At 61.5% G+C, this 22,547-nt stretch carries 17 protein-coding genes; 6 read left to right on the top strand and 11 right to left on the bottom strand.

The genetic code is table 11. The features are described from left to right. Positions 1-329: 329 nt before the first annotated feature. The gene (locus E3T38_RS17550; RefSeq protein WP_134548789.1) at positions 330-554 is read right to left on the bottom strand and encodes a helix-turn-helix domain-containing protein; all 225 of its coding nucleotides are present in this window, start codon (positions 552-554) and stop codon (positions 330-332) included. A gap of 169 nt (positions 555-723) precedes the next feature. Between E3T38_RS17550 and E3T38_RS14225 the strand changes: the two genes are divergently transcribed. Continuing rightward, positions 724-1,296 carry a hypothetical protein gene (locus tag E3T38_RS14225; RefSeq protein WP_134548788.1) on the top strand — a complete coding sequence of 191 codons (573 nt, stop codon included), beginning with the start codon at positions 724-726 and terminating at the stop codon, positions 1,294-1,296. A 72-nt stretch (positions 1,297-1,368) separates the two neighbouring features. Here the strand turns inward: E3T38_RS14225 and E3T38_RS14220 are convergent, their stop codons facing one another. The 6 genes from E3T38_RS14220 to E3T38_RS14195 all read right to left on the bottom strand — a co-directional run bounded on the left by E3T38_RS14220 (position 1,369) and on the right by E3T38_RS14195 (position 12,887). Further along, positions 1,369-2,919, bottom strand: coding sequence for a recombinase family protein (locus E3T38_RS14220; RefSeq protein ID WP_166805529.1), 1,551 nt, complete (start codon positions 2,917-2,919; stop codon positions 1,369-1,371). A gap of 692 nt (positions 2,920-3,611) precedes the next feature. Then, a complete protein-coding gene (locus tag E3T38_RS14215) occupies positions 3,612-4,460 on the bottom strand; it encodes an HNH endonuclease (RefSeq protein WP_134548786.1) in 849 nt (282 codons plus the stop codon). Between the two features lie 270 nt (positions 4,461-4,730). Continuing rightward, complete coding sequence (locus E3T38_RS14210; protein WP_134548785.1) at positions 4,731-5,174, bottom strand: helix-turn-helix transcriptional regulator; 444 nt, start codon at positions 5,172-5,174, stop codon at positions 4,731-4,733. After that, positions 5,171-6,262: a restriction endonuclease subunit S gene (locus E3T38_RS14205; protein ID WP_166805528.1), complete on the bottom strand. Its 1,092-nt coding sequence runs from the start codon at positions 6,260-6,262 to the stop codon at positions 5,171-5,173. Before E3T38_RS14205 ends, E3T38_RS14210 begins: the two co-directional genes overlap by 4 nt. Then, positions 6,249-8,270, bottom strand: a complete 2,022-nt coding sequence (locus tag E3T38_RS14200) for a class I SAM-dependent DNA methyltransferase (protein ID WP_198417360.1) — start codon at positions 8,268-8,270, stop codon at positions 6,249-6,251. The genes E3T38_RS14205 and E3T38_RS14200 overlap by 14 nt, the downstream gene beginning before the upstream one ends. An 882-nt stretch (positions 8,271-9,152) precedes the next feature. Beyond that, entirely contained in the window at positions 9,153-12,887 is a 3,735-nt protein-coding gene (locus tag E3T38_RS14195; protein ID WP_134548784.1) for a hypothetical protein, read from the bottom strand. Between the two features lie 324 nt (positions 12,888-13,211). Between E3T38_RS14195 and E3T38_RS14190 the strand changes: the two genes are divergently transcribed. Continuing rightward, a complete protein-coding gene (locus E3T38_RS14190; protein ID WP_134548783.1) occupies positions 13,212-14,918 on the top strand; it encodes a ComEC/Rec2 family competence protein in 1,707 nt (568 codons plus the stop codon). 38 nt (positions 14,919-14,956) lie between these two features. Next, positions 14,957-16,012, top strand: a complete 1,056-nt coding sequence (gene holA, locus E3T38_RS14185; RefSeq protein WP_370449044.1) for a DNA polymerase III subunit delta — start codon at positions 14,957-14,959, stop codon at positions 16,010-16,012. Between the two features lie 29 nt (positions 16,013-16,041). Here the strand turns inward: holA and E3T38_RS14180 are convergent, their stop codons facing one another. From E3T38_RS14180 to E3T38_RS14170, 3 genes are all read right to left on the bottom strand, one after another. Continuing rightward, entirely contained in the window at positions 16,042-16,668 is a 627-nt protein-coding gene (locus E3T38_RS14180; RefSeq protein WP_134548782.1) for a hypothetical protein, read from the bottom strand. A gap of 169 nt (positions 16,669-16,837) precedes the next feature. Beyond that, a complete protein-coding gene (rpsT, locus tag E3T38_RS14175) occupies positions 16,838-17,101 on the bottom strand; it encodes a 30S ribosomal protein S20 (protein WP_092339797.1) in 264 nt (87 codons plus the stop codon). Between the two features lie 244 nt (positions 17,102-17,345). Then, a complete protein-coding gene (locus E3T38_RS14170; protein WP_198417359.1) occupies positions 17,346-18,083 on the bottom strand; it encodes an alpha/beta fold hydrolase in 738 nt (245 codons plus the stop codon). Positions 18,084-18,318: 235 nt separating this feature from the next. Here E3T38_RS14170 and lepA point away from each other — a divergent pair, with 235 nt between their 5' ends. From lepA to hemW, 3 genes are read left to right on the top strand one after another with little or no spacing between them, the layout of a single operon-like run. After that, positions 18,319-20,169 (top strand): translation elongation factor 4, encoded by a 1,851-nt coding sequence (lepA, locus tag E3T38_RS14165; RefSeq protein WP_104196351.1) that lies wholly within the window; start codon positions 18,319-18,321, stop codon positions 20,167-20,169. 5 nt (positions 20,170-20,174) lie between these two features. Further along, positions 20,175-20,825, top strand: coding sequence for a DUF1990 family protein (locus tag E3T38_RS14160; protein WP_134548781.1), 651 nt, complete (start codon positions 20,175-20,177; stop codon positions 20,823-20,825). Between the two features lie 50 nt (positions 20,826-20,875). After that, positions 20,876-22,099 carry a radical SAM family heme chaperone HemW gene (gene hemW, locus E3T38_RS14155; protein WP_134548780.1) on the top strand — a complete coding sequence of 408 codons (1,224 nt, stop codon included), beginning with the start codon at positions 20,876-20,878 and terminating at the stop codon, positions 22,097-22,099. On the opposite strand, the gene E3T38_RS14150 is transcribed toward hemW, so the two are convergent. Then, positions 22,096-22,503 (bottom strand): DUF4870 domain-containing protein, encoded by a 408-nt coding sequence (locus E3T38_RS14150; protein ID WP_241984493.1) that lies wholly within the window; start codon positions 22,501-22,503, stop codon positions 22,096-22,098. The genes hemW and E3T38_RS14150 overlap by 4 nt on opposite strands. Positions 22,504-22,547: the final 44 nt, after the last annotated feature.

Below are 22,547 nucleotides of genomic sequence, written 5' to 3'. Positions count from 1 at the left end.
AGTCGATCCTCGAAACCGGAGATTGTCCGAGACCCCATCGGACTCGCGGGAGTGCGTAGTCGTCGCTCTGGTGTGTACCGGGATACTCGAATGCGCGGCTTGAAACGGGTGTGTGGGTCGCGCGGCTTCCACCGAAACCTTGGCCTGCGGGCCGTCCGCCGATTGCGCTCACTTGTGACCACCGCCGCCCAAGAATAGGCCGCGCAGTCGCAATGACTGTTGAGCAGAGAGGGCCGGCGCGGAAGCCGCCTCAGCGCGCGCCCACGCCCGAATCGCCTCAAGTTCCGTCATCGGCGGCGACGTCTTGGTTCGCTCAAGGAGCGTGGCGGTCATCGGGTGCCCCGAGAGGGGGCGACTAGGGCCTCCAGGTACGCATCGAGGTCGGCAGGAAGGATCCGCCAGCGCCCGCCCACCTTGTAGGCAGGTAACCGTCCGGTGCGGATATCATCGCGAAGGACGAAGCTCGATCGCCCACTTGTGTCCTCCGCCTGCGGTACGGTGAGTGCGCAACGCAGGTCATCGTATGTGGGTGTGGGTGCATCACTGGGTATCACGGAACACTCCTAGGTAGGTCGTGTCCCGAAGAGGCCGCCGCATCGAGATTGAGTTTTTCCAGCCATGGATTGTGTTTAGTGAAGGCTCCGCCGGATCTTGCTGTTCTGTTATGTTTGCTACATTAGTTACGTTTCCTATGCATGTCAACACTAGGAAAGGATCCGATTCGTGCCCATCACTCCAGAAACCGAACTGCGGGAACGCGACTGGCACGTCAGTGCGTCACACGGACTCATCGACGTTCACCCGGGCATTGCGATACCGCGCCTCGTGCGTGCAGGGGGGGCGCTGAGTAGTGTGCCGTCAGTCGATGTGGGTGGCGCGGCCCTCGACGAGGGGTTCCGACTCGAGATTGAAGCTGTGTACAGTCAGCTGCTCGGCTACTACACACTGCGCTCGTTTACCCTCGTGGCGCCCGAGGATGAAGAAGTCACAGGTGTACTACTGCGCACTGTGACGCCCCTCAGCGTCATGCGCTGGATACTGCCGCGAACATTTCAGCTCGACGCCGCCGCGCTCAGTGTTGCCGTCGTGGACTTCGTCGCACCCGAGCTCAAGCCATATCGGAAGTCGCCCACCGGGGGATCGGTGAGCATCGATCTGACGGATGTTGGAACTGTATATCGCCTCGCGACGATTGTGCGCTATCCGCCAGCGAAAGCGGTGGCCGAAACGTTTTGCCTACAGGCCCGCACCGCCACCAATTGGATCGCACGCGCCCGAGCCGCCGGCCTGACCTGATCGAGGGCGTGCACGCGCCCCCGCCGGCGTACCCCGACGAGGTTGGGCCGGCATCGACGGTTCTGTTCACAGCTATCGCCAGTCGTAGGTGACCCTGTCTCGATTCAGGCCCTTTCGCCCCACCGCCTCCAGCGGTACACGGTGAATCCTGGGCACGATTAGGTCTCGGATCACGTGACGCTGCCACACGACGTCACGAGACTCTTGCCGTTCCGCCCAAATCTCGCGCACCCTGCCGGACTGCACCAGTTCTAGCACGAGGGGGTCAGCTGCTGCCAGTGACTCGAGCCGTCTCCGCGCAGCTTCGATTTTGGGTTCAACGAGGTCGCGCTGTTCCGTCAGCATCCGCAAATCGCGGCGGCTCTCGGCCTCCGTTGCCACCTGCTCGAGCCATTCCTGGTGGCCTCGAATCTCCTCCAAAACAGCAGCGCGCTCCGCATCGATGTCTTCGTCCTGCGCGCCCAGCGTTGCGAGGAAGTCCGGGCGCTCCAGACGAGCCAAAACGAGCTCTGTGACGATCAGGTCGAGGTGTTCTTCGCGCATCGAAACGTGAAATCCGGGTCGCCCCGGCACGCCAATGCACTGGTACGCGTGGTATCGAGGACGGGGGAGTCGCTCGCCATTCGCACCAAGCTTTTGAACTCCGCCGTTCTGCCGACCGACACGCGTGCGGGCGCCGCACTCTCCACAGAGCGCGATGCCGGAGAGTAGATGCTTGGCCGGCCAATTGTTGGACTTGAAACCCCGCGAGTTCATCGCCAGCTGAAGCTTCTCCCATGTCTCCGAGGTGATTAGAGGAGGCCAGATGCCTTCGTACGTTGCGAGTTCGCCTTCAGTTGGATTGTGCACGCGCTTCCCCGTGTAGACGGGCATCGTCAGCATCTGCTTCACAGCAGGCGCGGTCCATCCCAGCGACGCCCGGTGCGCCTCGCGCACTGGGCGTCGCGGTGGGATCTCCTTCTCATTGAATGTGGCCGCGATGTCGTAGTACGAGCGACCTGCGAGAACCATCGCTGCGGCTTCCTTTACAACCCAGGCCTGGTCGGGATGTTCCACCACCTTGTCGAGGACCCTCGTCCCGTTGGGCTTCACCGAGTACACACGCTGATATCCGTAGACATTCTTCCCGTGAGGACGGCCACTCTTTGCAGCCGCGCGCATGTCTCGTTGAAGGCGCTCGCTGGTTTTGTCGGATTCGTATTCTGCGTCAGAGGCGTCTTCGCGCAAGCTGCGGCGGTCGCGGGCGTTACTGGGGTCGTACACGCGATTGTGCGTGAGAACCCAAATCTGGACTCCACGGTCGCGGCAGAGATCGATGAGATCGATCCACTCTCCCGTCCTGCGCGAACCTCGGCTCGACTCCCAGATCGCGAGCATATTGGCTTCGAACCGGCCCTCGTCAAGGTCCGCGATTAGTTGGGCAAAGCCCTCTCTCCGTTTGGTCGCGAAGCGACTGGCGCTGCGGTTGTCATCGCGGTACGGGCTGGAGTGCACCTGCCAGCCGCGCCGTTGCGCTTCTGTGGTGATTTCATCGTGTTGTTGATCGGGGCTCTTGCCCGTGCCCGAGCGGTCGAGTGACACGCGCAGGTACTCCCGCACACGTAGGTTTCGATCATCCATCATCGTTCTGACCCTATTGCCTGATCGTGTCCTGCGGAAACTATGCGGGGGTGGGAGCGGCCCCCAGCGATACTGGCTCCCATAAGCGTGGCCTTCAGCTTCTGGGTGTGGAACTACGTTTAAAGCGCTAGTTTCGTGTGGCGCCTTCATTGCGGATGAGCGGCGCCGGCAATGATTCGAGCGTGAATCCTGCGCACCCGACCGCGACAGCCTCTAGGTTCAGACTGCCGGCCTTAAGACGCGGATTTCACGATGCGAAGTGTCGAGTGAATGGGCCAGGCACGAGCTCACGAGGAAAGCCAGGCCAAAGCGTAGCGCGGGCCGGGGTTGCGGCTTTGAACTACCCTGTGCCCTGAAGCAGCGATCGTGCACTCCAATGCGTCAATGACTCTTGCGGCTGGCCTCATCGCGCAACCGAATGAATTGGCGATCGTCGGGTCGGACGTGCCAATCTGCCGTGGTGGCCGCCGAGGGATCCTCGGGCGTGCATGGTCGGGGGCAAGCCCTTTTGGCAAGTTGTTGACGTCGCGTCAAGGTTCGGTTCGCAACTGGGCGGCTTGGAAAACGACCCCCGTCGATGGCCGGGATACGCGAAGGCTGCTCGCCCGAGACGTTCGGACGATCGGCGGGTTGACGTGTTGGACTCAGTTCCCGTGTTTCGTCGGTGCTAACCTTCCCGTCGAACTACGGAGCAATCAACGATCGAAAACGGTGAAGTCGAGATCCAGGATCGCCTGGTTGATGATCGACGCATCGTCGCCAGCAATGGACTTTAGGTCCGCGAAGATGTCCCAACCCACGTCTTTTGCGAGTGGACTTGTAAGAGTGAAATAGTACAGGTCGTCATCCTCGAGGATTGTCAGCAGACCCACCTGCTCAAGATGCCTCGCGCGACGTGCGATCTCGCATTCCTTGGTAGTTGCTACGCCTTCAATGTGGACGACTGATGCTCCGATGCCCGCATGGAGCCCTGTTCCAAATCTTCGTTCAAGATCGCCATGGATCAGTATGAGTGCGATCAAGTCGCGTATGGCCGGCGGTTGCTTCGCAAGGGTGGAAACAAACGCCGTCATATCGGGAAGGCTCGCGGCGGCAAAGGCACCGTCGTCAACTCCGTCGAGCGCGCGGAGGTTGACGGGAAATCTCGGCGTCAACCCCGCAGTTGTATCAACGATGCGGGCGAGCCCAGCCATCGCTTCGCGGTATCGAGATTCGTGATCGGACTTCATCTTTTTGACGACAGTGACCGTGTAGTGGTCTTCCAAGTCTTTGTTGTCGATGACTTTGTGGTGCTCACGGCACAAAAGGAGCAGATTTTGGGAATGACGTAGTTGTTCGTCGTCAAGCGAGTGGTCGCCGCGCGCGGCTGTCCGCTTGACGCCCTGAATGTGGGCAACCTCGCAGTTCCAAGTTCCGTCGTCTCTCAGGAGCGACTTGCTGCAACTCTCGTCGCTGGTCTGGAACGCACAGCGATTGCCGGAATACAGATATAGTTCGCGTGTCACTGTCGATGCAGGGGTCAGACGATTGCGCGTGTCGCTCATGCGCTCAGCCTAGCCAGGCACTCGGGAGGTCGACCGCACTGGACGGCACCTCCGAGGGTGGGCCTGTGCAAGTTCATCGGACCCTGGCGCTCGAACCGACCAGATGGACCTGGATATCAATACCTAGACCGGAAGAGCGGGCGAGGCGATCCCATCGCCTAACCGAACAATGTCCGGATCCACAACGCTCACATTCATATGGCTGATTCTTCGGGACGCTGTGGCATAATTATCCCGGTCAAAGGTGATTTATATACCCCTCTATGGACATTATTCAGGCTGAGGATCTCTTCTCGCGTCATCGACCGGACTCCCAGCTCGTAGCGCCTGGGGGGAGGTATGAGTTGTCGCAACTGATGCTCGCATCATGTCGGCATCCCCGATGCGACTGGGGATCTGCGTGCCGGTCCTCGATTCCGGTGCTACGCCAACAGGGCTGGATGAGCGCCGCTGGGGCGTATCGATGTAGTAGTGCAGTGCCGTCTGAGCGTCTATTCGTTCGCTACCGTCTTTTAGCTCAATGCGCATTCCGAGAGCAGCGGCGACCCTCACGAGCGTGACCAGTGAGACATCGTTTCCTAGCTCGACGCGAGCGATCGTCGGCCGCGACAAGCCAGCCTTCTCACTCAGTACGGTCTGAGACCACCCGAGCAAGGCGCGAGCCTCGCGGATTCTAGTTCCGAGCCCATTTGCAGCGCGCGGCGTCCTACTCACGGGATCGCTCCGAGCACCGCCGACATCGGTCGCTCTGCGCGTGCTCTCAATACGCGTCCGTACAGGCGCATGCCTACCCAATCGACGACCTGCTCGCCAGAGGAATTGGTCGTAACTGGCACGAGGATCTTCTGGCGTCCCAGCCGATGCAGCGTCAGCTTGTAACCGAAACCGAACTTGGGCACGCATTGGTGTGTAAGCATCGAAACGATGAGGAGAAGTGCCTCTTCCGAAGCCTCACCCGTGATCGGCTCCAGCACGATTACATCGTCTGAAGCGCTGAACGGCGCTGGCTGGTACTTGGCGTGCCCGGTGCCACCGTCGCCGTTGTAAATGAGCGTCAGCCAGCCGGCTGGGAAGAGAGCCGGGACATCCGCGAAGTCGACGATGCTGTTGTTGCCCCTGGATCCGGCGACGAACGGCATATTGCCTCGTTTGCGGTGCGCCGTGATGAGTCTTCTGCCCTTGTGCGCACGAAACAGCCCACCTTGACGTCCGGGGACGTCGACGACAAACATTGGCTCGAAGTTGAGGTCGGGAAGCAAATCCTCCCCCAGGTCGGCCCGACGAACGACGTGCGATTTGGCGACGGCGGCGTCGAAGAGCTCTTCGCCGAGTCGCGTCAATCCGGCCCAGTCGACCCTTTGCGCGTCGTCGGCATCGGTCATCACGGGAACCATGATGCGGGTGGCCTTGAGTCGTTCCAGCGATGCTCCGTTACCCCACTGGAACTTGCTCATCTGCTCGCGCAGTATGGTCACGAGGATAGGTCCGTTGACCGCCGACAGCTCCGCGTGCCTCAGAACCTGGATCTCTTTACTCGTGTAAAAGCTCACTGGCTGGTAGAAGACAGTTGATGTGGACACCCCGATCGTGATGGCCTTTCCAGGGTTCGGAGCATCAAAGCCTTGATCGGGCAAGATCGCCCCTAGCCCATTATTCTCTCCAGTGCGCGCGACGTACGGCGTTTGTCGCTCACCGCCCCGATGAGCCTTGCTGAGATCGAACCATTTCCCGGCGGCCTTGATCGTCTCAAACACGTCTGTGATGAGCATCGGCGCGAAATTGAGACCGTCAAAGCTGCTCAACTAACACCTCCTTAACAACCGCGTCAGCATCGGGGTCAGGCGTAATCAGATCGCCAAGCCCATGTGCATGCATATCGACTTGCCACGTCACGTAGTCGGCAACGGTCCTGAAGAAGTCGTCATACGTGGGCGGCTGATCGTTGAAGTAGAAGTATGAGTGCTGCCACTCATCCGCAGCCACAACCTCAGAACGAACTACGAACGAGGTGTCGTCGGGCGTCCCATCGTTGAGGACGGAGAGTAGGTGCGCTCGTCGCCCTTTCTCGTTGCCATCGCCCATGAGTCCAAGATGCTGACGCACCTTATAACCGTCGTCGTTGAAGTTTACGAAAGCGGTCTTCTTCGCTGTCGGATGAGCCACACCTGCCGTGAATAGCGCGATCACCACGTGCACGCCCACACCGTAGAAGGTGTCTGGGTTCATGGTTATAACTGCGTCAAGTGTGTGGTTCGCAAGAATTTTCGCTTTCAACGCTTTGTCTTCTGTGGTCTTGCCGACCATCGCTGATTGCGGCACGATCGCAGCCAGTCGTCCCTTGTGGTCTAGCAAGGAGAGGGCGCGTTCCATGAACGAGAGCTCCGAGAGGTACCGGGTCTCCTTGGTCTTCGCTTGTGAGTACGGCGGGTTTATTAGGACCTTCGTGAAGCCGTGTCCGGGTACCATCTTGCCGTCTGGACCCTTCGCGTCGCCGCGTAATTCTGCGGGCGCAAGGTCAAATATCGAGTGACGCTGGAAGTTCGCTTTCCCGTCTCCCCGCAGAATCATGTTCGTCGTTCCGATGGCGAACAGCTTGTCCTGCAGTTCGACGCCGTGGAGGCGGTGCTCACGGATGTCGCGCAGCTTCTGGTCGAGAAGAACCGGGTCGTTTCCGAAGCGCCTCTTGGCGTCGTCGAACATCCGCAGCATCGCCGCGATAAGAAATGCAGCCGTTCCAGCCGTGGGGTCGATGACGTAGTCGTCAGCGTCGACGTCGATCAACGCAGCCATGAGCTCGGTCACGTGATGAGGTGTGAGCACAATGCCAAGGGCGTTCCCGTCAGAGCCGCCGTACTTCACGAACTCGCCGTAGAAATTCCCAAGCACGTCAAACGTGCTATATGACGGATCAGAAACAGCGTGGATAACGTCCTTGTCGAGAATTTCTACGAAGCGCCGCATCGGAGTGATGCTGCCGAGATCTTTGTTGACGCGGTTCAGGAGCACGTGTGACTTGATGAAAGAGAATTGGTCGAGCAGAGCGCCAATTTTCTGTTTCGGCTTCAGGTCTGCTTCATCACCTTCCAAGTACTCCTGAGCTGCCTTGTATACCTTCTCGCCATCGGTGAATCCAGACTTCTTCTCGCCCTTTAGGTCGTCGATGAGGTTGGGCTGGTACTTCAGTGCAAGCAGAATGGCGGAGACGAGTGTCGCCTTACGTTCGCCCTCGAGAGAGGCGTAATTACGCATGCTCTCGTGCAGTCCTGCCGCGACCTTCCGGATCTCCCGGACTTCGCGTTCCTCCCGCGGCAACTCTCCGAGCACAGCGACCCGGTGGTACTCGACGATGCTGTCCTCGCCAAGATCGGTGAGCGTGTCCACCTTGGCAAGTGTGATCGGCTCGGCGCCTTTCGCGACGAACGCGACCATAACATCGTGGTGGGATTCGCTGCCGGCCACACCGACTGCGAACACACGCTTTCCCGTGCGCTCCGCAAAAATACGGGCATAGTGCACTGCGCCGTTGAGCGCGTAGTCGCTGCGAGCGGGGAACCCAAGGTCAAGAACGCCGTCGACGATGAGCATCGAGTGCTCGGTGCGAGCTTTGTCCTCGATCACGACGATGAAGTCGCCTGACTCAACAACGAACTCAGGCTTACCGCGTCCGCCACCCTGGCCCTTGGACGCACCCTCAAGCGCGTCGTAAAGATACTTCGGTGCGTCGTTACAGCTTTGCTCCCAGGGCCTCGCGAAACCGATGTCGCGAAGCATGTCACGTACGAACTGGTCGGTGGATCTTTCGTTCGCCACGATGGCTCTCAATCTCTTCTGGAACTCGAGACCGACTGTATCAGTAACGTTACATTTTCTCCTGCGCGACTGAGCGCGACTCAGCACGACTCAGCGCGATTCACCGCGGAAATCGCCGCGACGCCGACGGCGCCTCGGGGTCCCCTCGAGGGCTGGGCATCCCACTGGCTCCGATGACGAGAAGTTCTGCCTGAGACTGACCATTGCTACTTTCAACGACACCTGTTGCGGACCTTCGAACACGGAATAGCAGGGCAAGCGAACGAGCACGATATGAGCTACTCGGAATAGCACCCCTCTTGCGCAAGCTTCTGCTCGACGGACAATCTCTTCTTAACACTGTCCGCGTGGCGCGCGAGGGCATGCCAGCGGAGTTTCGGATCGATCCTTGGACGCCCCGAAAAACGAGGAGGATCCTTCACGCTCCCTTCGGCTGGGGAACCACAATCTGATCAGTACCGACCAATCGCCGGGTCTTTCTTGTAACTCCTTGGCCGCGTTCGTCGGCGAGTTTGAAGGACGGGAGCTTACAGCTAGGGAGGTAGTACGTTACTAGGCACGCGTTGAGGGTGGCGTGCATTTCGGAGACGCACGAGAGCCGCAGGAAGTGTTTATGAGCCTGTTGGCATCGATGATTCTCGGCCGATCAACCGGGCAGATCAAACTTCTTGGCCACACTTGGAGCGATTAATTCCGCGGCGTTGACGCCATCATGCCATTCGATACTTTCAAAGCCGACGATCCACACCTTCCTGCATCGCCTGAACTCGAATGGATTGTATGACGGGCACTGGACGAGCGGGCGAACCAACGTTGGGTCTCCGGGGTCCAACCCCTAATCCCAGCGGAGTGCTGAGCACCGTGCGGAGCAAGCGACCTTCACTACGCGAGGCGCACCTTCCTTCGGCCTTGCGGACGTCCACGGGGGAATTCGATCGCATTGCCCCTTCTCAGTCGATCAAGTATCACGGCAAGGGAGGGAGTCTCAGACACAACGAACTCGTCGCCCGAACGTCCGGCAAAACCCACGAAGTCCCCGGGAACGCGGGCGAGAAGTTCCATGATGGTGGAGACAGCGAGCGACGCGCCTTTCTGCCGGAGTTGCCATAGCAGGTCTTCAGGATTTCGGACTAGCGGAGCAATCAATTCGAGATCGTCCGTCGACAGGACGACCCCCAACTGTCGAGCGACCTCCGCAGCTGTCGTCACGAATTGAGAATCTTCGATTCGGGAGAAGTCTTCAAGGTTCGCGAGTATCGCTAGCTTTGTTTCACGCGAAAATTGAGCATCGTGAAGTGCGTCGCTCGCATGTCCCGAGGTGAGGAGCGGGCTGATAAACGTCGGCGCGTTCGTAGAGACCTTCAGGGCAGGCCCAATTGATGGCCAACCCGCCGCAGAGAAGTGCTCAAAGGTAGCCGCATTGTCGGGTAGCAACCGGGACTGCAGCAGTTCGCGCAGCAAGTCGTCGGGTGTTGCGTTGATTTCTGTGACATCGAGTTCAGGGGCAGCGGGTGACGTCATCAGCTGGTTTGTGAGGCGCGCTCGCTGGGATGGGGTGAAAACCTGCGAGGCGTTGAGAGTGGCGATAATTAGGGGTTTCAGCTCTTCAGCTGTTGAGTCCTCGATGCCAAGGACGTTCACCACGTCTCCTTCGGAATTAACGAGCAGAGCAGCCAATACTGAGTCGACGCCAACCGCTTCAACATAGGCGGTCAGATTCGGCACGTTTGGAACGACCCTGTCAGCGGCGACAACAGCGCCCCATGAACGTCTCTGGAGCACCGCGATGTCCGGCAATGCAGCCGCCGGAGAACTTGCCAGGAGAAAAGTAGCGAGTTGTTCGGCTGTCCAAGCTTCTGACTGACTTTCGACTATCTCTGCGAGGACCTCGGGCGTTAGGCAGCTTGCCGTAGTGAACTCATCTGCGGCGACGAGACCGAGATAGTGATCGACTTGTACGGCACAGTACTCCCAAACTTTCGACTCGCGGATGACATTGTCTGCTGAGATCGCAGCCGTATCGTCTAGCGGCGTCGCGGCCCGAATGTTGTTGGCCGTCAACTCGTACTGGTGCGCGGTCACCGCCCGGCCCTGGAGCTCTTCGGAGAGCGCGCGAATGCTCGGAACTATTAGCCGCGACTCCGCGATGAACCAAAACAAGGTGTCGGGTGACGCACCCGGCTGAGGCAGGGTAAATGCGGAAATCTCAGCGTGCAGATTGGCGATCAGCGCCCGTGCAGCGTCGTTGAGTTTGTACGCACCCGTTTCGCTCGAACTGAGTAGCGCTGCGTTGAGCAGGCCCACGAGACTTTCGTCATCCGCGACAATTCCCTCCATCGCTAGGACGTTGAATAGCTCGGGCCAGGGCTTCGCCGCGAGCAGCGATACGAGCTCATCCCGGCGCGAGCCTGGAGTGTTGAGATACGTAGTCAGAAACGCGTGTGTGTCCGCATTGTCCTGTTTGGTCAGGTAATCGACGAACTGCAGCGACTCTTCCGTCTGTTGATTCACGACGTGGTCAACGATCTCGATGTTGAGTGCGCTTCGGGTGCGGAGGAAGTCGGATGGAGCCTGCTCCATTACGTTCGCAACTGCATTTTCAGTGGTGAAATGGAAATGGGTCTCGATCTCGTTCGGCCACACGCTGTTGCGGAAGAAGTTCGCGACGTCCACGCCAAGAAAGTTTCCGTAGAAGACTGTTGCGTACTCGGCGTAGTAGCGGTCCAGGTACCCCTGTTTCACAAGGTCTACTGCAAGCCTTGATGACAAGGTCTCCTCGACGATTTTGCCAAAGGACTTGCCGTCGAGGATGTACCGGGCGTCGCCGGCGAGATCCTTGAAACTAACACCACGAAGAGAGGGAATCTCAAGATCAATCTCTGCACGTCGTTCGTCGTCCGACACGGACATCGGCTCTTCCCAAAGTTCGGGACTCGTGAGGTTCCCAAACATTAGCTGAAGTTTGGAGCGATCAAGAGTGTCAACGGCTTGATGATTTCCAAGATGTCGATACGCTAAATAAAGATTGCCCGATTCTGCGACTGGCCTCCAGAATGCGGGGGTACTAAGGGAAGCAAGACTCAGCGGGGTGCCCTCGGATGTGGCTGCAGTCAGCACAACGCTCACGGATGTCATCATTGTATTCAGCCGCTCACCCAGAAGAACAGCCATTCGCTCGGTCTCACGTCGCCGAGTCTCGCCACTAGCTAGAGCCGCTCGCTCATTTTGCAACGTGGCGATTGAAGCCTTGATCAGCTCTCGACGCGCCTGCTCAAGGTCGTCGAGCGTGCTGCCACGATGGGGGAGGGCTTCAAAGTCGGCAAGGTGGAAGTTCTTGTAGACGACCAGGGCAAACAGATCGTCGGCAGTCATGCCGGGGGCGGGTCGCGGGATCCACAACAGACGCTCGGCATAGACAACGAATTCGTTGCCGATGTTGATCATGAGACGCATGTCGGTTGTATGGCGGGCCACAATGTCGATCAGCCCTCGACTGATCACCGTGCCGGCAGGAAGGTTCAGGCCCTCCAGAACGTCACCGAACAGGTCGCGTGCATTGCTGTGTGACAAGAACGGGACAACGGGGATCACGATTTCGAAGAACTTGGTGCGATTGGCCCGCTCTACCGCAATGGCCGCTGCATCATTCTTGGGTATGCGCGGGGGCGCGGTGAACGCTCCGGAGGCGTCGAGATGGTTCCCCGGTTCTACACCATTCCCGTCACCTCCTTCCTTGCCCGCCGCGTCCTTCTCGCTCCGCTCATTACCAAGCTTTTCGAACAGACTGTCCTTAATGGCATAGATGAACCTGACAGGACGGTCCGCTCGTCCCTGCCAATGAGACGACGCGTTCACCAGGGTGTTCAGCTCACGAAGTGAGTCGAATATCTGAGGATCGCTGAAGCGGTCAAGGTCTTCGAAGATAACGAGATCGGGTTCCGTTGCCTCGAAGAAGGCGACAAGCTCGTCGAGATACTTGTCGAAGTATGAGTCTGTCTTCTCCTCGAAGGCGATCGATGCTCCACCAGTGGAGAATTGGGATACAGTCCGTCGGCCCAGAACCCATCTCAGGACCCAACAGCTCACGAAGACCAGCAAGGTGAACACGAGCATCGTGAACCATTCGGTGTCAGTCCCGAAAGAGCTTGGATCAGGCCGGACCCCGAACAACCAAAGCAAGCCGACGATGACCGCGGTGACGGCGAACGCATCGATCGCCGCGCGCCACAACTTCAGCTCGGGCTTTCGAGCAAAGCGTGACGTTCGAAGCTTTCCGGGCTCGGCGCGGTAGACAAGCTGCTTGACCAGTTCCTTCTGGATCCGGTTGGTAAGGTCTTCGCCGTCATCTGGCCCCAGCGTATTGATGCTGATCCGAAGAGCGCGGCGTGAGGGCTCCTGATCCGCCGTGGGCCACTTCCGCCACCTTTTCTTCGGCTTCTGCTCTTGCTCCTGAAGGAACCGATCGAGAATGCTTGACTTGCCGGCCCCGTACCGGCCGGTGAGAGCGATGTTCTTATTCCGCGGATCCTTGACAGCCGCGTTGAGACGGGCGACATAGGATTGATGATTTTCAGAAACGTATTCTGGAGCGAGAGATCGCAACTCGATGTTCGTCATCGTAACTCGGCCTTTCGCTGGGAACACATGCAATGCGCGGCGTCGCGGGGGCGGGTTGCGAGTTCAACCTGTCGCGATTGGAGGTGCCGCTATCTCCAGAGCGTAGCGGTCACCCCGGACATTCTCTGTCGCGTGCCCCATTGACAGAGCGCTCAAGTCACCTCGAGTGACAGAAAGTGCCCTTTCAAGATCTCTTGGCCGACTTGACCTGACTACTCCCATGAATGCTCGTGTCAGGCGGAAACCACGCTTCATACCCGCCGTCAACGCGAGAGTTCATAGCCTCACGTGGCGCAGTATCTAGACCCATCTCCCATAACAACTATGTCCGGCGCCAATTGCGCGATCGTCATCGCCTCGATCATGCTGCTCGGCGGCTATCTCCGGCTGCGCCGCTCCTGGCGCATCGTGCTCTCGATACTGACGTTGCTCGGCTTCACCATCTTGGTCACACCGGAGCCGAGCGTGCTGCGCTCGGCAGTCATGGCAACGGTGACCCTCGCCTCGATCGGGGCCGGACGACCGGGCCGGGGCGTGCCAACCCTTTTGTTCGTTGTGATCGGCCTGCTGGTGAGCGATCCGTGGCTGGCGCGCAACTATGGGTTTGCGCTCTCGGTGCTCGCGACCGCCGGACTACTCGTGATCGCCGGTCCGCTGTGCCGGGTACTCAGTCAGTGGATGCCATCCGCCCTCACCGCCCTCATTGCCATTCCGCTCGCGGCCCAGCTGGCCTGCCAGCCGGTACTGATTCTGCTGAGTCCAAGCCTGCCGCTCTATGGGGTTCCGGCAAATATTCTGGCTGGACCGGCCGCGCCCGTGGCGACAGTGGTCGGGCTGATCGCCAGCCTGGCCTTGCCGGTGCTGCCCGGGGTGGCGTCCGGGCTGCTCGCCCTGGCGTGGATTCCTTCGGCGTGGATCGCCGCCGTCGCTCAGGCGGTTTCGACCCTGCCGGGTAACCGATTGCCCTGGCCGGGCGGCGCTTGGGGGGTGCTGCTGCTCGCCATCGGGACCGTGCTCACCCTCGTCGTCGTGCTGCGCGGGCCGGGCGCCCGACCCGCGCGCTGGCCGGTGGCAGTGCTCGCCGTGCTCGTGGTCGGCCTGGGTGGCTACGCGGGGTCGCTGATCGGCACCAGAATCGGCCGAGCGGTCTCGTTTCCACCGGACTGGCAGATTGCGGCGTGTGACATCGGTCAGGGCGACGCCGTGGTCGTGCGCGACGGCGACGCCTACGGTCTCGTTGACGTTGGGCCAGACCCCAAACTGTTGAGTACCTGCCTCGCCACTCTGGGCATCACCCGCATCAACCTACTCGTGCTCACCCACTACGACCTCGACCATATCGGCGGGGTCGATGCCGTCATCGGTCGGATCGACACCGCCCTCGTCGGTGTGCCCGAGAATGCCCAGGATGAGAGCCTGCACGCGCGCCTCACCGCGGGCGGAGCTACCGTCCGGCAGGCCGCGCGCGGCGATTCCGGCACGCTCGGCGGCCTGCAGTGGAACATCCTCTGGCCCATTCGTGGAGCGACGACCATGCAGGTTGGCAACCCGGGAAGTATCACGATCACGTTCGACGGGCGGGGCATCCGTTCCATCTTCCTCGGCGATCTGGGGCAAGAGGCACAGGACGCCCTCCGACGCGTGTCACCGCCGGGACGGGTCGACGTCGTCAAGGTGGCCCATCACGGTTCGGCCGACCAGAGCCCCGAGCTGTACGCGGAACTTCGTGCTCGCGTCGGACTGATCTCGGTCGGGGTGAAGAACACCTACGGTCACCCCACGAATAAACTGCTCACTATTCTCGCGTCGGTCGGCACACTGTCGGCGTGCACCGATCAGGAGGGGATGTCGATCGTCGCGCCGGGGGCCAATGGCACTCTCGTACTCTGGACGGAGAAGGTCGCTGCCCGAGGTCCGCCCGGGTCGCCGACCGAGACACCGGCCGCGGTTTCGATCTCTCCGTCCACCAAAGCCGCATCGGTCGGAGCTGCACCCCACGTGGCTGCTCCAGGCGTCAGTGGTGCGGGTTAGGCTGGTTTTACACCCGCACCAAATTCAAGGAGATCGCTTTGGCCGTCCGACCCGCCACGACCGGCTCCCGCACCGGCAAGGCAGCGCCCGCGCGACCGAATAAAGGCACCGTCATTCCCCAGCTCGGCTGGCATGAGGTACGTCCGGCCCCGATCGTGCTCGTCTCCGGCACCGAAACGTTCCTCGCCGAGCGAGCTATCCGGCAACTGCGCGACTTTCTCAAACGTGAAGACCCGAGTCTTGAAATCAGCGACGTCCAGGCCGATAGCTACGCGCCGGGTGAGCTGCTCACCCTCGCAAGCCCGTCGCTGTTCGGTGAGCCGCGGCTGATTCGGGTCAGCAATGTCGAAAAATGCAGCGACATTTTTCTGGCCGAGGCGCTGCACTACCTGGAGAACCCGGCCGAGGATACCTACGTCGTGCTGCGACACGGCGGGGGAGTGCGTGGCAAAAAACTACTCGACACCATCCGCGGCGGTCGTGGCGGCGCGATCGAAGTCGTCTGCAGCGAACTCAAGAAAGACACCGAGAAATACGAGTTTGCGTCGAACGAATTCAAGGCGGCCGGCAAACGCGTCACGGTCAGTGCGCTCCGCCAGATCGTCGCAGCGTTTTCTGACGACCTGGCCGAACTCTCCGCCGCCTGCCAGCAGCTCATCTCTGACGCGACGAGCGAGGTGACCGAAACCACAGTGGATCGGTATTACGGTGGTCGGGTCGAAACGAACGCGTTCAAAGTAGCCGATTGGGCCATCGCTGGCCGCAACGGTGAGGCCCTGGTGACTCTGCGTCACGCTCTGTCTTCGGGGGCCGATCCGGTGCCCATCGTCGCGGCGTTCGCCATGAAGATTCGCACCATGGCCAAGGTGTTCGGTGCCCGTGGCGGGTCAGCGCAGCTCGGCGCACAATTTGGCCTGGCCCCGTGGCAGGTGGAACGCGCGCAAAAAGACCTGCGCGGCTGGAGTGACGAGGGCCTTGCCCGCTGTATCCTCGCGCTGGCCGAAACGGATGCCGCGGTGAAGGGTGCCGGGCGCGACCCGGTGTTCGCGCTGGAACGTCTGATCGGCGTGATCTCTCGTCGTGGCGAGCACTAGCGGTTGCCGGTGCATCGTGGCACCAGACTTCAGCGGTCGCCGGCGTCGGCAACCGTGATGCTCGCGCGGTTCAGGTAGAGCCACACTCCATGCTGAAAACTCGGATTGCTGCACACCCGGCTGGCCACCCAGACCGGCAGCAGGGTCGACGAACTGGCCAGATCGGTCGGCTTGGCCAGGGCCTCGAACGATGACGGCAGGCCCGGGCAGTATTCGAGTTGCACTCGCCCGCTGATCTCGGTGAACTGCACCGACACCGGCCGTTCGGCGGGCGGCGCCAGAATGCGTAGTGTTCCAAGCGCGGCGACGGCTAGCAGGGCGGCGACGGCGAACACCGCACCGAGCCTCGAGAACGAGCGGACGTGGCGGGCAATGCGCACAGGCCGCCCGGGTTCGAAGTCTTCCGGGTCGTGCTGTCTCGTTGCGGCTGCACTGAGATAGAACAAGATTCCAATGATTAGAAGCACGATCGAAGCCAGCGAGATCAGCAGCTGGTCGCGCGTACTGCCGGACACTGCATCGTTCGTGTTGACAGCCAGCCACACCGCGATGGCGAAGGCTGCGGCGCTGAGCAACGCGGCGACAAAACGAGCGTGCGCCCGTCGATGCTGGGCGCTTTCGTCGGTGCTGAAACTGGCCGGTGGGGTGCTCTTCACCGCGTCAGTCTAGTGGGGTTGCTGGCCCCGCGACGCGGACCACCGAGTCGTGCCGGGCCTCGCGTCAAGAACAAAGAAACCCCCGCCGATAAGGCGGGGGTTTCTTTGCAATGAGGGGCGTCATCTGCTCGCTGGGAGCCGAGACAACCACCTCACGTGCGGGTGTCGATTAGACGAGTGCGGAAACGGCCTTCGCGATGGCCGACTTCTTGTTCGCAGCCTGGTTCTGGTGGATGACACCCTTGCTGACGGCCTTGTCGAGCTTCTTGGAAGCAAAGGCGAGACCGACGACGGCCTTGTCCTTGTCGCCGGCGGCAATCGCGGTACGAGTCGCGCGAATCGCGGACTTGAACTCGCTCTTGACGGCCTTGTTGCGCTCCTGGGCCTTCTTGTTGGTGCCAATTCGCTTGATCTGCGACTTGATATTTGCCACGTTGTTTACGCTTTCGTTAGGTTCTAGTACGGACAGCCGCTCAGCGGGTAGAGGGCGCTCGAGCGGCGAAAATCGTGCGGGGTGGGACCCGACACGCAAGCCAACCACTAACAGTACCAGTAATCACCTGCACTCCCAAACGCGCCCCAGTCGCCTGAGAGATGGCCGCGCCCGATATAGGCGGGCGCTACGCCGGTGACCGCGGCGCCCAGCCGCATCGGGCACGCACACGGATGCCGCGACCTCAAACCGGGCGCGGCCGCGCCGATACCTGACCGGCGACCCGCAACAGGATCGTCGTGAAACGCTCGGGCTGAGCCAGGCTCGCCAGATGCGTCGCCCCGTGCACTACAACGACCTTCCCGTTGCGGCAGGCGGCGAGGAAGCGCCGCTCGTTCAACCGAAAATGATCGAGCGCGCCATTGACCAACCAGATCGGCCCCGGATACGCGGCCAGGCTGGCCAGCGGAGTCAGGGTCGAGGTCGCGCGCAGCCCGGAATCCATCACGTCGAGAGCGGCGCCGCCCGCGAGTACGTCGTGTGCCCCGGCGGAAGGCAGCATGAGGTGCACCATGGTCTCGTGCAGCCATAAGCCCCGATCGGGCAGGCGATGAATCAAACGGGCCAGCAGCCGATACCCCTCGAGCAACATTCCCTTCGGCACGGCGCTACAGCCCGCAGCAACTAGCCCGACCACCCGATCAGGGTGCTCTCCGGCGTAGGCCACGGCGTAGTAGCCGCCGAGCGAGAGCCCGACCAGCAGCGCCCGGCCGCCGAGGTCCGCCACCCCGTCGTCGATGGCAGCAAGCGCGGCCGGCACCGTGAACGGCTCGCTGATCCGCTCCCCATGTCCCGGCAGATCAATCGCAAGCACAGGATACCCGGCCGCACGCAACCGCTCCTCTTGAAAACGCCACATCGTGGCCGAGGTGCGGATGCCGTGCACGAGCAGAACCGGCACAGGGACCTCGGGAGTCGTCATGCCCGTGAGCCTAGCCAGCCGCGGGGCCAGTCAGCTGGGCGTCTGCCTCGGGCTGCGCCACCTTTGTTTGAGTCGCCCGAAAGGTTGGCCCAGACGACAGCACGCTGGTGACCCTCACGGGGGCGCAGTCCACGCCAGGCGGGGCTAGCATGCCGGTGCAAAGTTGCCCGCCCGTTCGACGCCACCGGTCGCGTCGAACGTCAACGCGCACCGAGCGTGGAAGAATGGGTGGACTATGTCACCTCGAGCCCTTCACGCGCTGGAACCGGCCGCCACAGCCCCCGAGTTCATCCGCAACTTTTGCATCATCGCCCACATCGACCATGGCAAGTCGACGCTCGCCGACCGGATGCTGCAGATCACCGGCGTCGTCGACGAGCGTTCCATGCGGGCCCAATACCTGGACCGCATGGATATCGAGCGTGAACGCGGCATCACCATCAAGAGCCAGGCCGTGCGCATGCCGTGGGAGCTGGACGGCGTCACCTACGCGCTGAACATGATCGACACCCCCGGCCACGTCGACTTCACCTACGAGGTCTCCCGTAGCCTTGCTGCCTGCGAGGGTGCCATCCTGCTCGTCGACGCGGCCCAGGGCATCGAAGCCCAGACCCTGGCCAACCTCTACCTCGCCCTCGAGAACGACCTCACGATCATTCCGGTGCTGAACAAGATCGACCTGCCGGCCGCCGACCCCGACAAGTACGCCCGCGAACTGGCGAGCCTCATCGGGGGCCGGCCCGAAGACGTGCTGCGCGTGTCCGGCAAAACCGGCGCCGGGGTGCAGGAACTGCTTGACCTCGCCACCACGATGATTCCGGCCCCGAAGGGCAACCCGGATGCTGCGGCCCGCGCCATGATCTTCGACTCGGTCTACGACAGCTACCGCGGCGTTGTCACCTACGTGCGCATGATCGACGGGCACCTGAAGGCGCACGAAAAAATCCAGATGATGTCGACCAAGGCGACCCACGAGATCCTCGAGATCGGCGTCATCTCGCCCGAACCGATCGAGAGTAAGGGACTCAAAGTCGGCGAGGTCGGCTACCTGATCACCGGCGTGAAGGACGTTCGACAGTCCAAGGTCGGCGACACCATCACGACCGCCCTGCGCCCGGCGACCGATGCGCTGCCCGGCTACAACGAACCGCAGCCCATGGTGTTCTCCGGGCTGTACCCCATCGATGGCAGCGATTACCCGGCGCTGCGCGAGGCCCTCGACAAGCTCAAGCTCTCCGACGCGAGTCTCGGCTACGAGCCGGAGACCTCCGTCGCCCTCGGTTTCGGGTTTCGCTGTGGCTTCCTCGGTCTCCTTCACCTTGAGATCATCACCGAACGCCTCGAGCGTGAATTCAACATCGACCTGATCACGACGGCGCCAAGCGTGCCATACGAGGTCACCACCGACGACAAACGCACCGTCACGGTGACCAACCCGAGCGAATACCCCACCGGAAAGATCGCCAAGGTGCTCGAACCCATGGTCAAGGCCGCCATCCTCGCGCCCAAAGACTATGTCGGCGTCATTATGGAGCTGTGCCAGAGCCGCCGCGGCACGCTTCTCGGTATGGAATACCTTGGCGAAGACCGCGTCGAGATTCGCTACACGATGCCGCTGGGTGAGATCGTGTTCGACTTCTTCGACATGCTCAAGGGCCGCACCGCCGGCTACGCCTCACTCGACTACGAGCCCTCCGGCGAGCAGGAAGCCGACCTCGTCAAGGTCGACATCCTGCTGCAGGGCGAGCAGGTTGACGCATTTTCTGCCATCGTTCACCGGGACAAGGCCTATGCCTACGGCGCTCTCATGACCGGGCGCCTGCGCAAACTTATTCCGCGCCAGCAGTTCGAGGTGCCCATCCAGGCCGCGATCGGCGCCCACATCATCGCCCGCGAGAGCATTTCGGCGATGCGTAAAGACGTGCTCGCCAAGTGCTATGGCGGTGATATCTCGCGCAAGCGCAAACTGCTGGAGAAGCAGAAAGAGGGCAAGAAGCGCATGAAGATGGTCGGCCGGGTCGAAGTTCCCCAGGAAGCGTTCATCGCGGCACTGTCGGGGGACATTGAGACGAAAGATAAGAAGTAAAACAGATGCGCAGGGCTACTTTCACCGACGCCGCCGTCAGCTACGCTGCCATCGGCGGCACGCTGGCGCCCGACCTGATGAGCTATCCGCCCAAGGGTTACCGCCCGATGGAACAGAGCGTGAAGCTGGGCAGTTCCCACGAACGGTTCGGAGCCGCGACCAAGTTGCTGATGACGTGGGGAATCCAGCGCGGCAGCGGCATGGAGGTGACCGATCTTGAGAACGGTACCGGCGTGCAGTACACCCCGGTCACCTTTCAAGCCGACGGCACCCCGGCAGCCGGGCAGCAGCATCCGGTCAATGAAGCGACTTTCGCAGACGACGGCACGCCATATATCGCCAACGGTATGACCGCGACGTTGAAAATGAAGGTCTGGTTCTTCGCCGTGACCGCGCCGGTGCGCGTGGTCTACGTTATCGACGAGGCCGCCCGCATCGGGTTCGCGTACGGAACTCTGACCGGTCACCCCGAGAGCGGCGAGGAATCCTTCATCGTCGAACACCGGGACGACGACTCGGTCTGGCTGACCATCCGCTCCTTCTCGCGGGCCAGCACCTGGTACTACCGCCTGGCCTGGCCGGTGCTTCGCTTTCAGCAGGCGAAATTCACCAAGCTATACCTGCGGGCCCTGCATCCCGTCGGCGCGATCAAATAACGCGCATCAAATAACGCGCAACAAATAACAAACGTACTGGAGCTTTACCCATGGCCGGACCCCACCCCGTCGGCGACCCAGCACCCGCCGACGGACTCCTTCCCGCGTCTGCGGCCGTCAGTGCGGCCGAACGCGATTTCGGTGTGTACCTGCACGTGCCGTTCTGCCGGGTGCGCTGCGGCTATTGCGACTTCAATACCTACACGGCGACCGAACTGCGCGGCGTCAAACAAAGCGACTATGCCAGCCAGGCCGTGCTCGAGGTCGATGCGGCCGCCCGCATCCTCACCGCGTCGGGCGTGCCGGCACGCGAAGTCGCCACGGTGTTCTTTGGGGGAGGCACGCCGACTCTACTGCCGGTGACCGACCTGACCCGCATGCTCGCTGCGGTGCGCGAGCAGTGGGGCCTGGCAGACGGCGCCGAGGTCACCACCGAAGCCAACCCAGACTCGGTCGACGCCGCCTACCTCGGTGCCCTCGCTGATGCCGGCTTCACGCGCGTGTCGTTCGGCATGCAGTCTGCCGTGCCGCACGTGCTCGCCACACTGGAGCGCACCCACGACCCCGAGCGGGTGCCGCTCGTCGTGGAGTGGGCCCGCGCCGCCGGGCTCGACGTGAGCCTCGACCTGATCTACGGCACGCCGGGGGAGTCCCTCGCGAATTGGCGCACGAGTCTCGAACAGGCGCTCAGTTTGCATCCCGACCACGTGAGCGCCTATTCGCTCATCGTCGAAGACGGTACCAAGCTCGCCCGGCAGATTCGCCGCGGAGAGATCGCTCCGACCGACGACGACCAGCAGGCTGACTTCTACGAGTTGGCCGACGAACTTCTCGCCGCCGCCGGGTACGACTGGTACGAGGTCAGCAACTGGGCAACGAGCGACGCCCACAGATCCCGGCACAACCTCGCCTACTGGACCGGCCAGGACTGGTGGGGCGTCGGCCCCGGCGCCCACAGCCACGTCGGCGGTGTGCGCTGGTGGAACGTCAAGCATCCGGCGGCCTATTCCGAACGGATGCGGGGCGGCCTGTCACCGGCCGCTGGCCGAGAGACGCTCGACGCGCCGACCCGTGAGCTCGAACGCATCCTCTTGCAGAGCCGGATCCGCTCCGGAATCCCGGTCGCATCGCTGTCGGCGGCGGGGCGCGTCGAGGTCGCCGGTTTGATCGCCGATGAACTCATCAATGCCAGAGCCGCCCTTGCCGGAACAGTAGAACTGACCCTACGCGGGCGACTCCTGGCTGACGCCGTGGTGCGGCGCCTCAGCGATTAGCTGAAGAATTTGATGGTGAGCGGGTAGGCGTAGCCCTGGCCGCGATTGGCTGCCAGCGCGGCCAGGATCGAGAAAATGATGCCGAGGGCGAAGGCGACCGGCAATATCAGGTATCCGATCAGGATGCTCGTCAACGCGGTTGCGACCACATAGACGATCGTCAGGGTGATCTGAAAATTCAACGCCGTTGCGCTGTGCGCGCGAATGAACGGACCACGATCGCGCAGCATGAGGTAACCGATAAGGCTGGGTAGAAAAACGAGCAGAATGCCGCCGACGTGAATCAAAGTCGCCCACATCTTCTCGTCCGCCGGGCTCATCGGCCGGCGAGGGATATTTTGCGAGTAGGGATTTTGCGGCGGGGTGGATTCATAGGGATTCGTGCGCGGATCGTTCTCGGACATGTGGTCTCCTGTTCGAGTAAGTTGAACTGGTCGTGGCGCTTCCG

Source organism: Cryobacterium sp. Hb1, from assembly GCF_004403585.1.
Classification (GTDB): domain Bacteria; phylum Actinomycetota; class Actinomycetes; order Actinomycetales; family Microbacteriaceae; genus Cryobacterium; species Cryobacterium lyxosi.
Note: the sequence above shows the minus strand (reverse complement) of the source record. Positions and strands in the feature narration are given on the sequence as shown.

Coding starts and splice junctions, on each gene's coding strand:
- E3T38_RS14215 (WP_134548786.1), bottom strand. CDS start 4,460: ATGAGCGACACGCGCAATCGTCTGACCCCTGCATCGACAGTGACACGC.
- E3T38_RS14150 (WP_241984493.1), bottom strand. CDS start 22,503: ATGTCCGAGAACGATCCGCGCACGAATCCCTATGAATCCACCCCGCCG.
- lepA (WP_104196351.1), top strand. CDS start 18,319: ATGTCACCTCGAGCCCTTCACGCGCTGGAACCGGCCGCCACAGCCCCC.
- E3T38_RS14195 (WP_134548784.1), bottom strand. CDS start 12,887: ATGACGAACATCGAGTTGCGATCTCTCGCTCCAGAATACGTTTCTGAA.
- E3T38_RS14160 (WP_134548781.1), top strand. CDS start 20,175: ATGCGCAGGGCTACTTTCACCGACGCCGCCGTCAGCTACGCTGCCATC.
- E3T38_RS14220 (WP_166805529.1), bottom strand. CDS start 2,919: ATGATGGATGATCGAAACCTACGTGTGCGGGAGTACCTGCGCGTGTCA.
- E3T38_RS14170 (WP_198417359.1), bottom strand. CDS start 18,083: ATGACGACTCCCGAGGTCCCTGTGCCGGTTCTGCTCGTGCACGGCATC.
- E3T38_RS14190 (WP_134548783.1), top strand. CDS start 13,212: ATGTCCGGCGCCAATTGCGCGATCGTCATCGCCTCGATCATGCTGCTC.
- hemW (WP_134548780.1), top strand. CDS start 20,876: ATGGCCGGACCCCACCCCGTCGGCGACCCAGCACCCGCCGACGGACTC.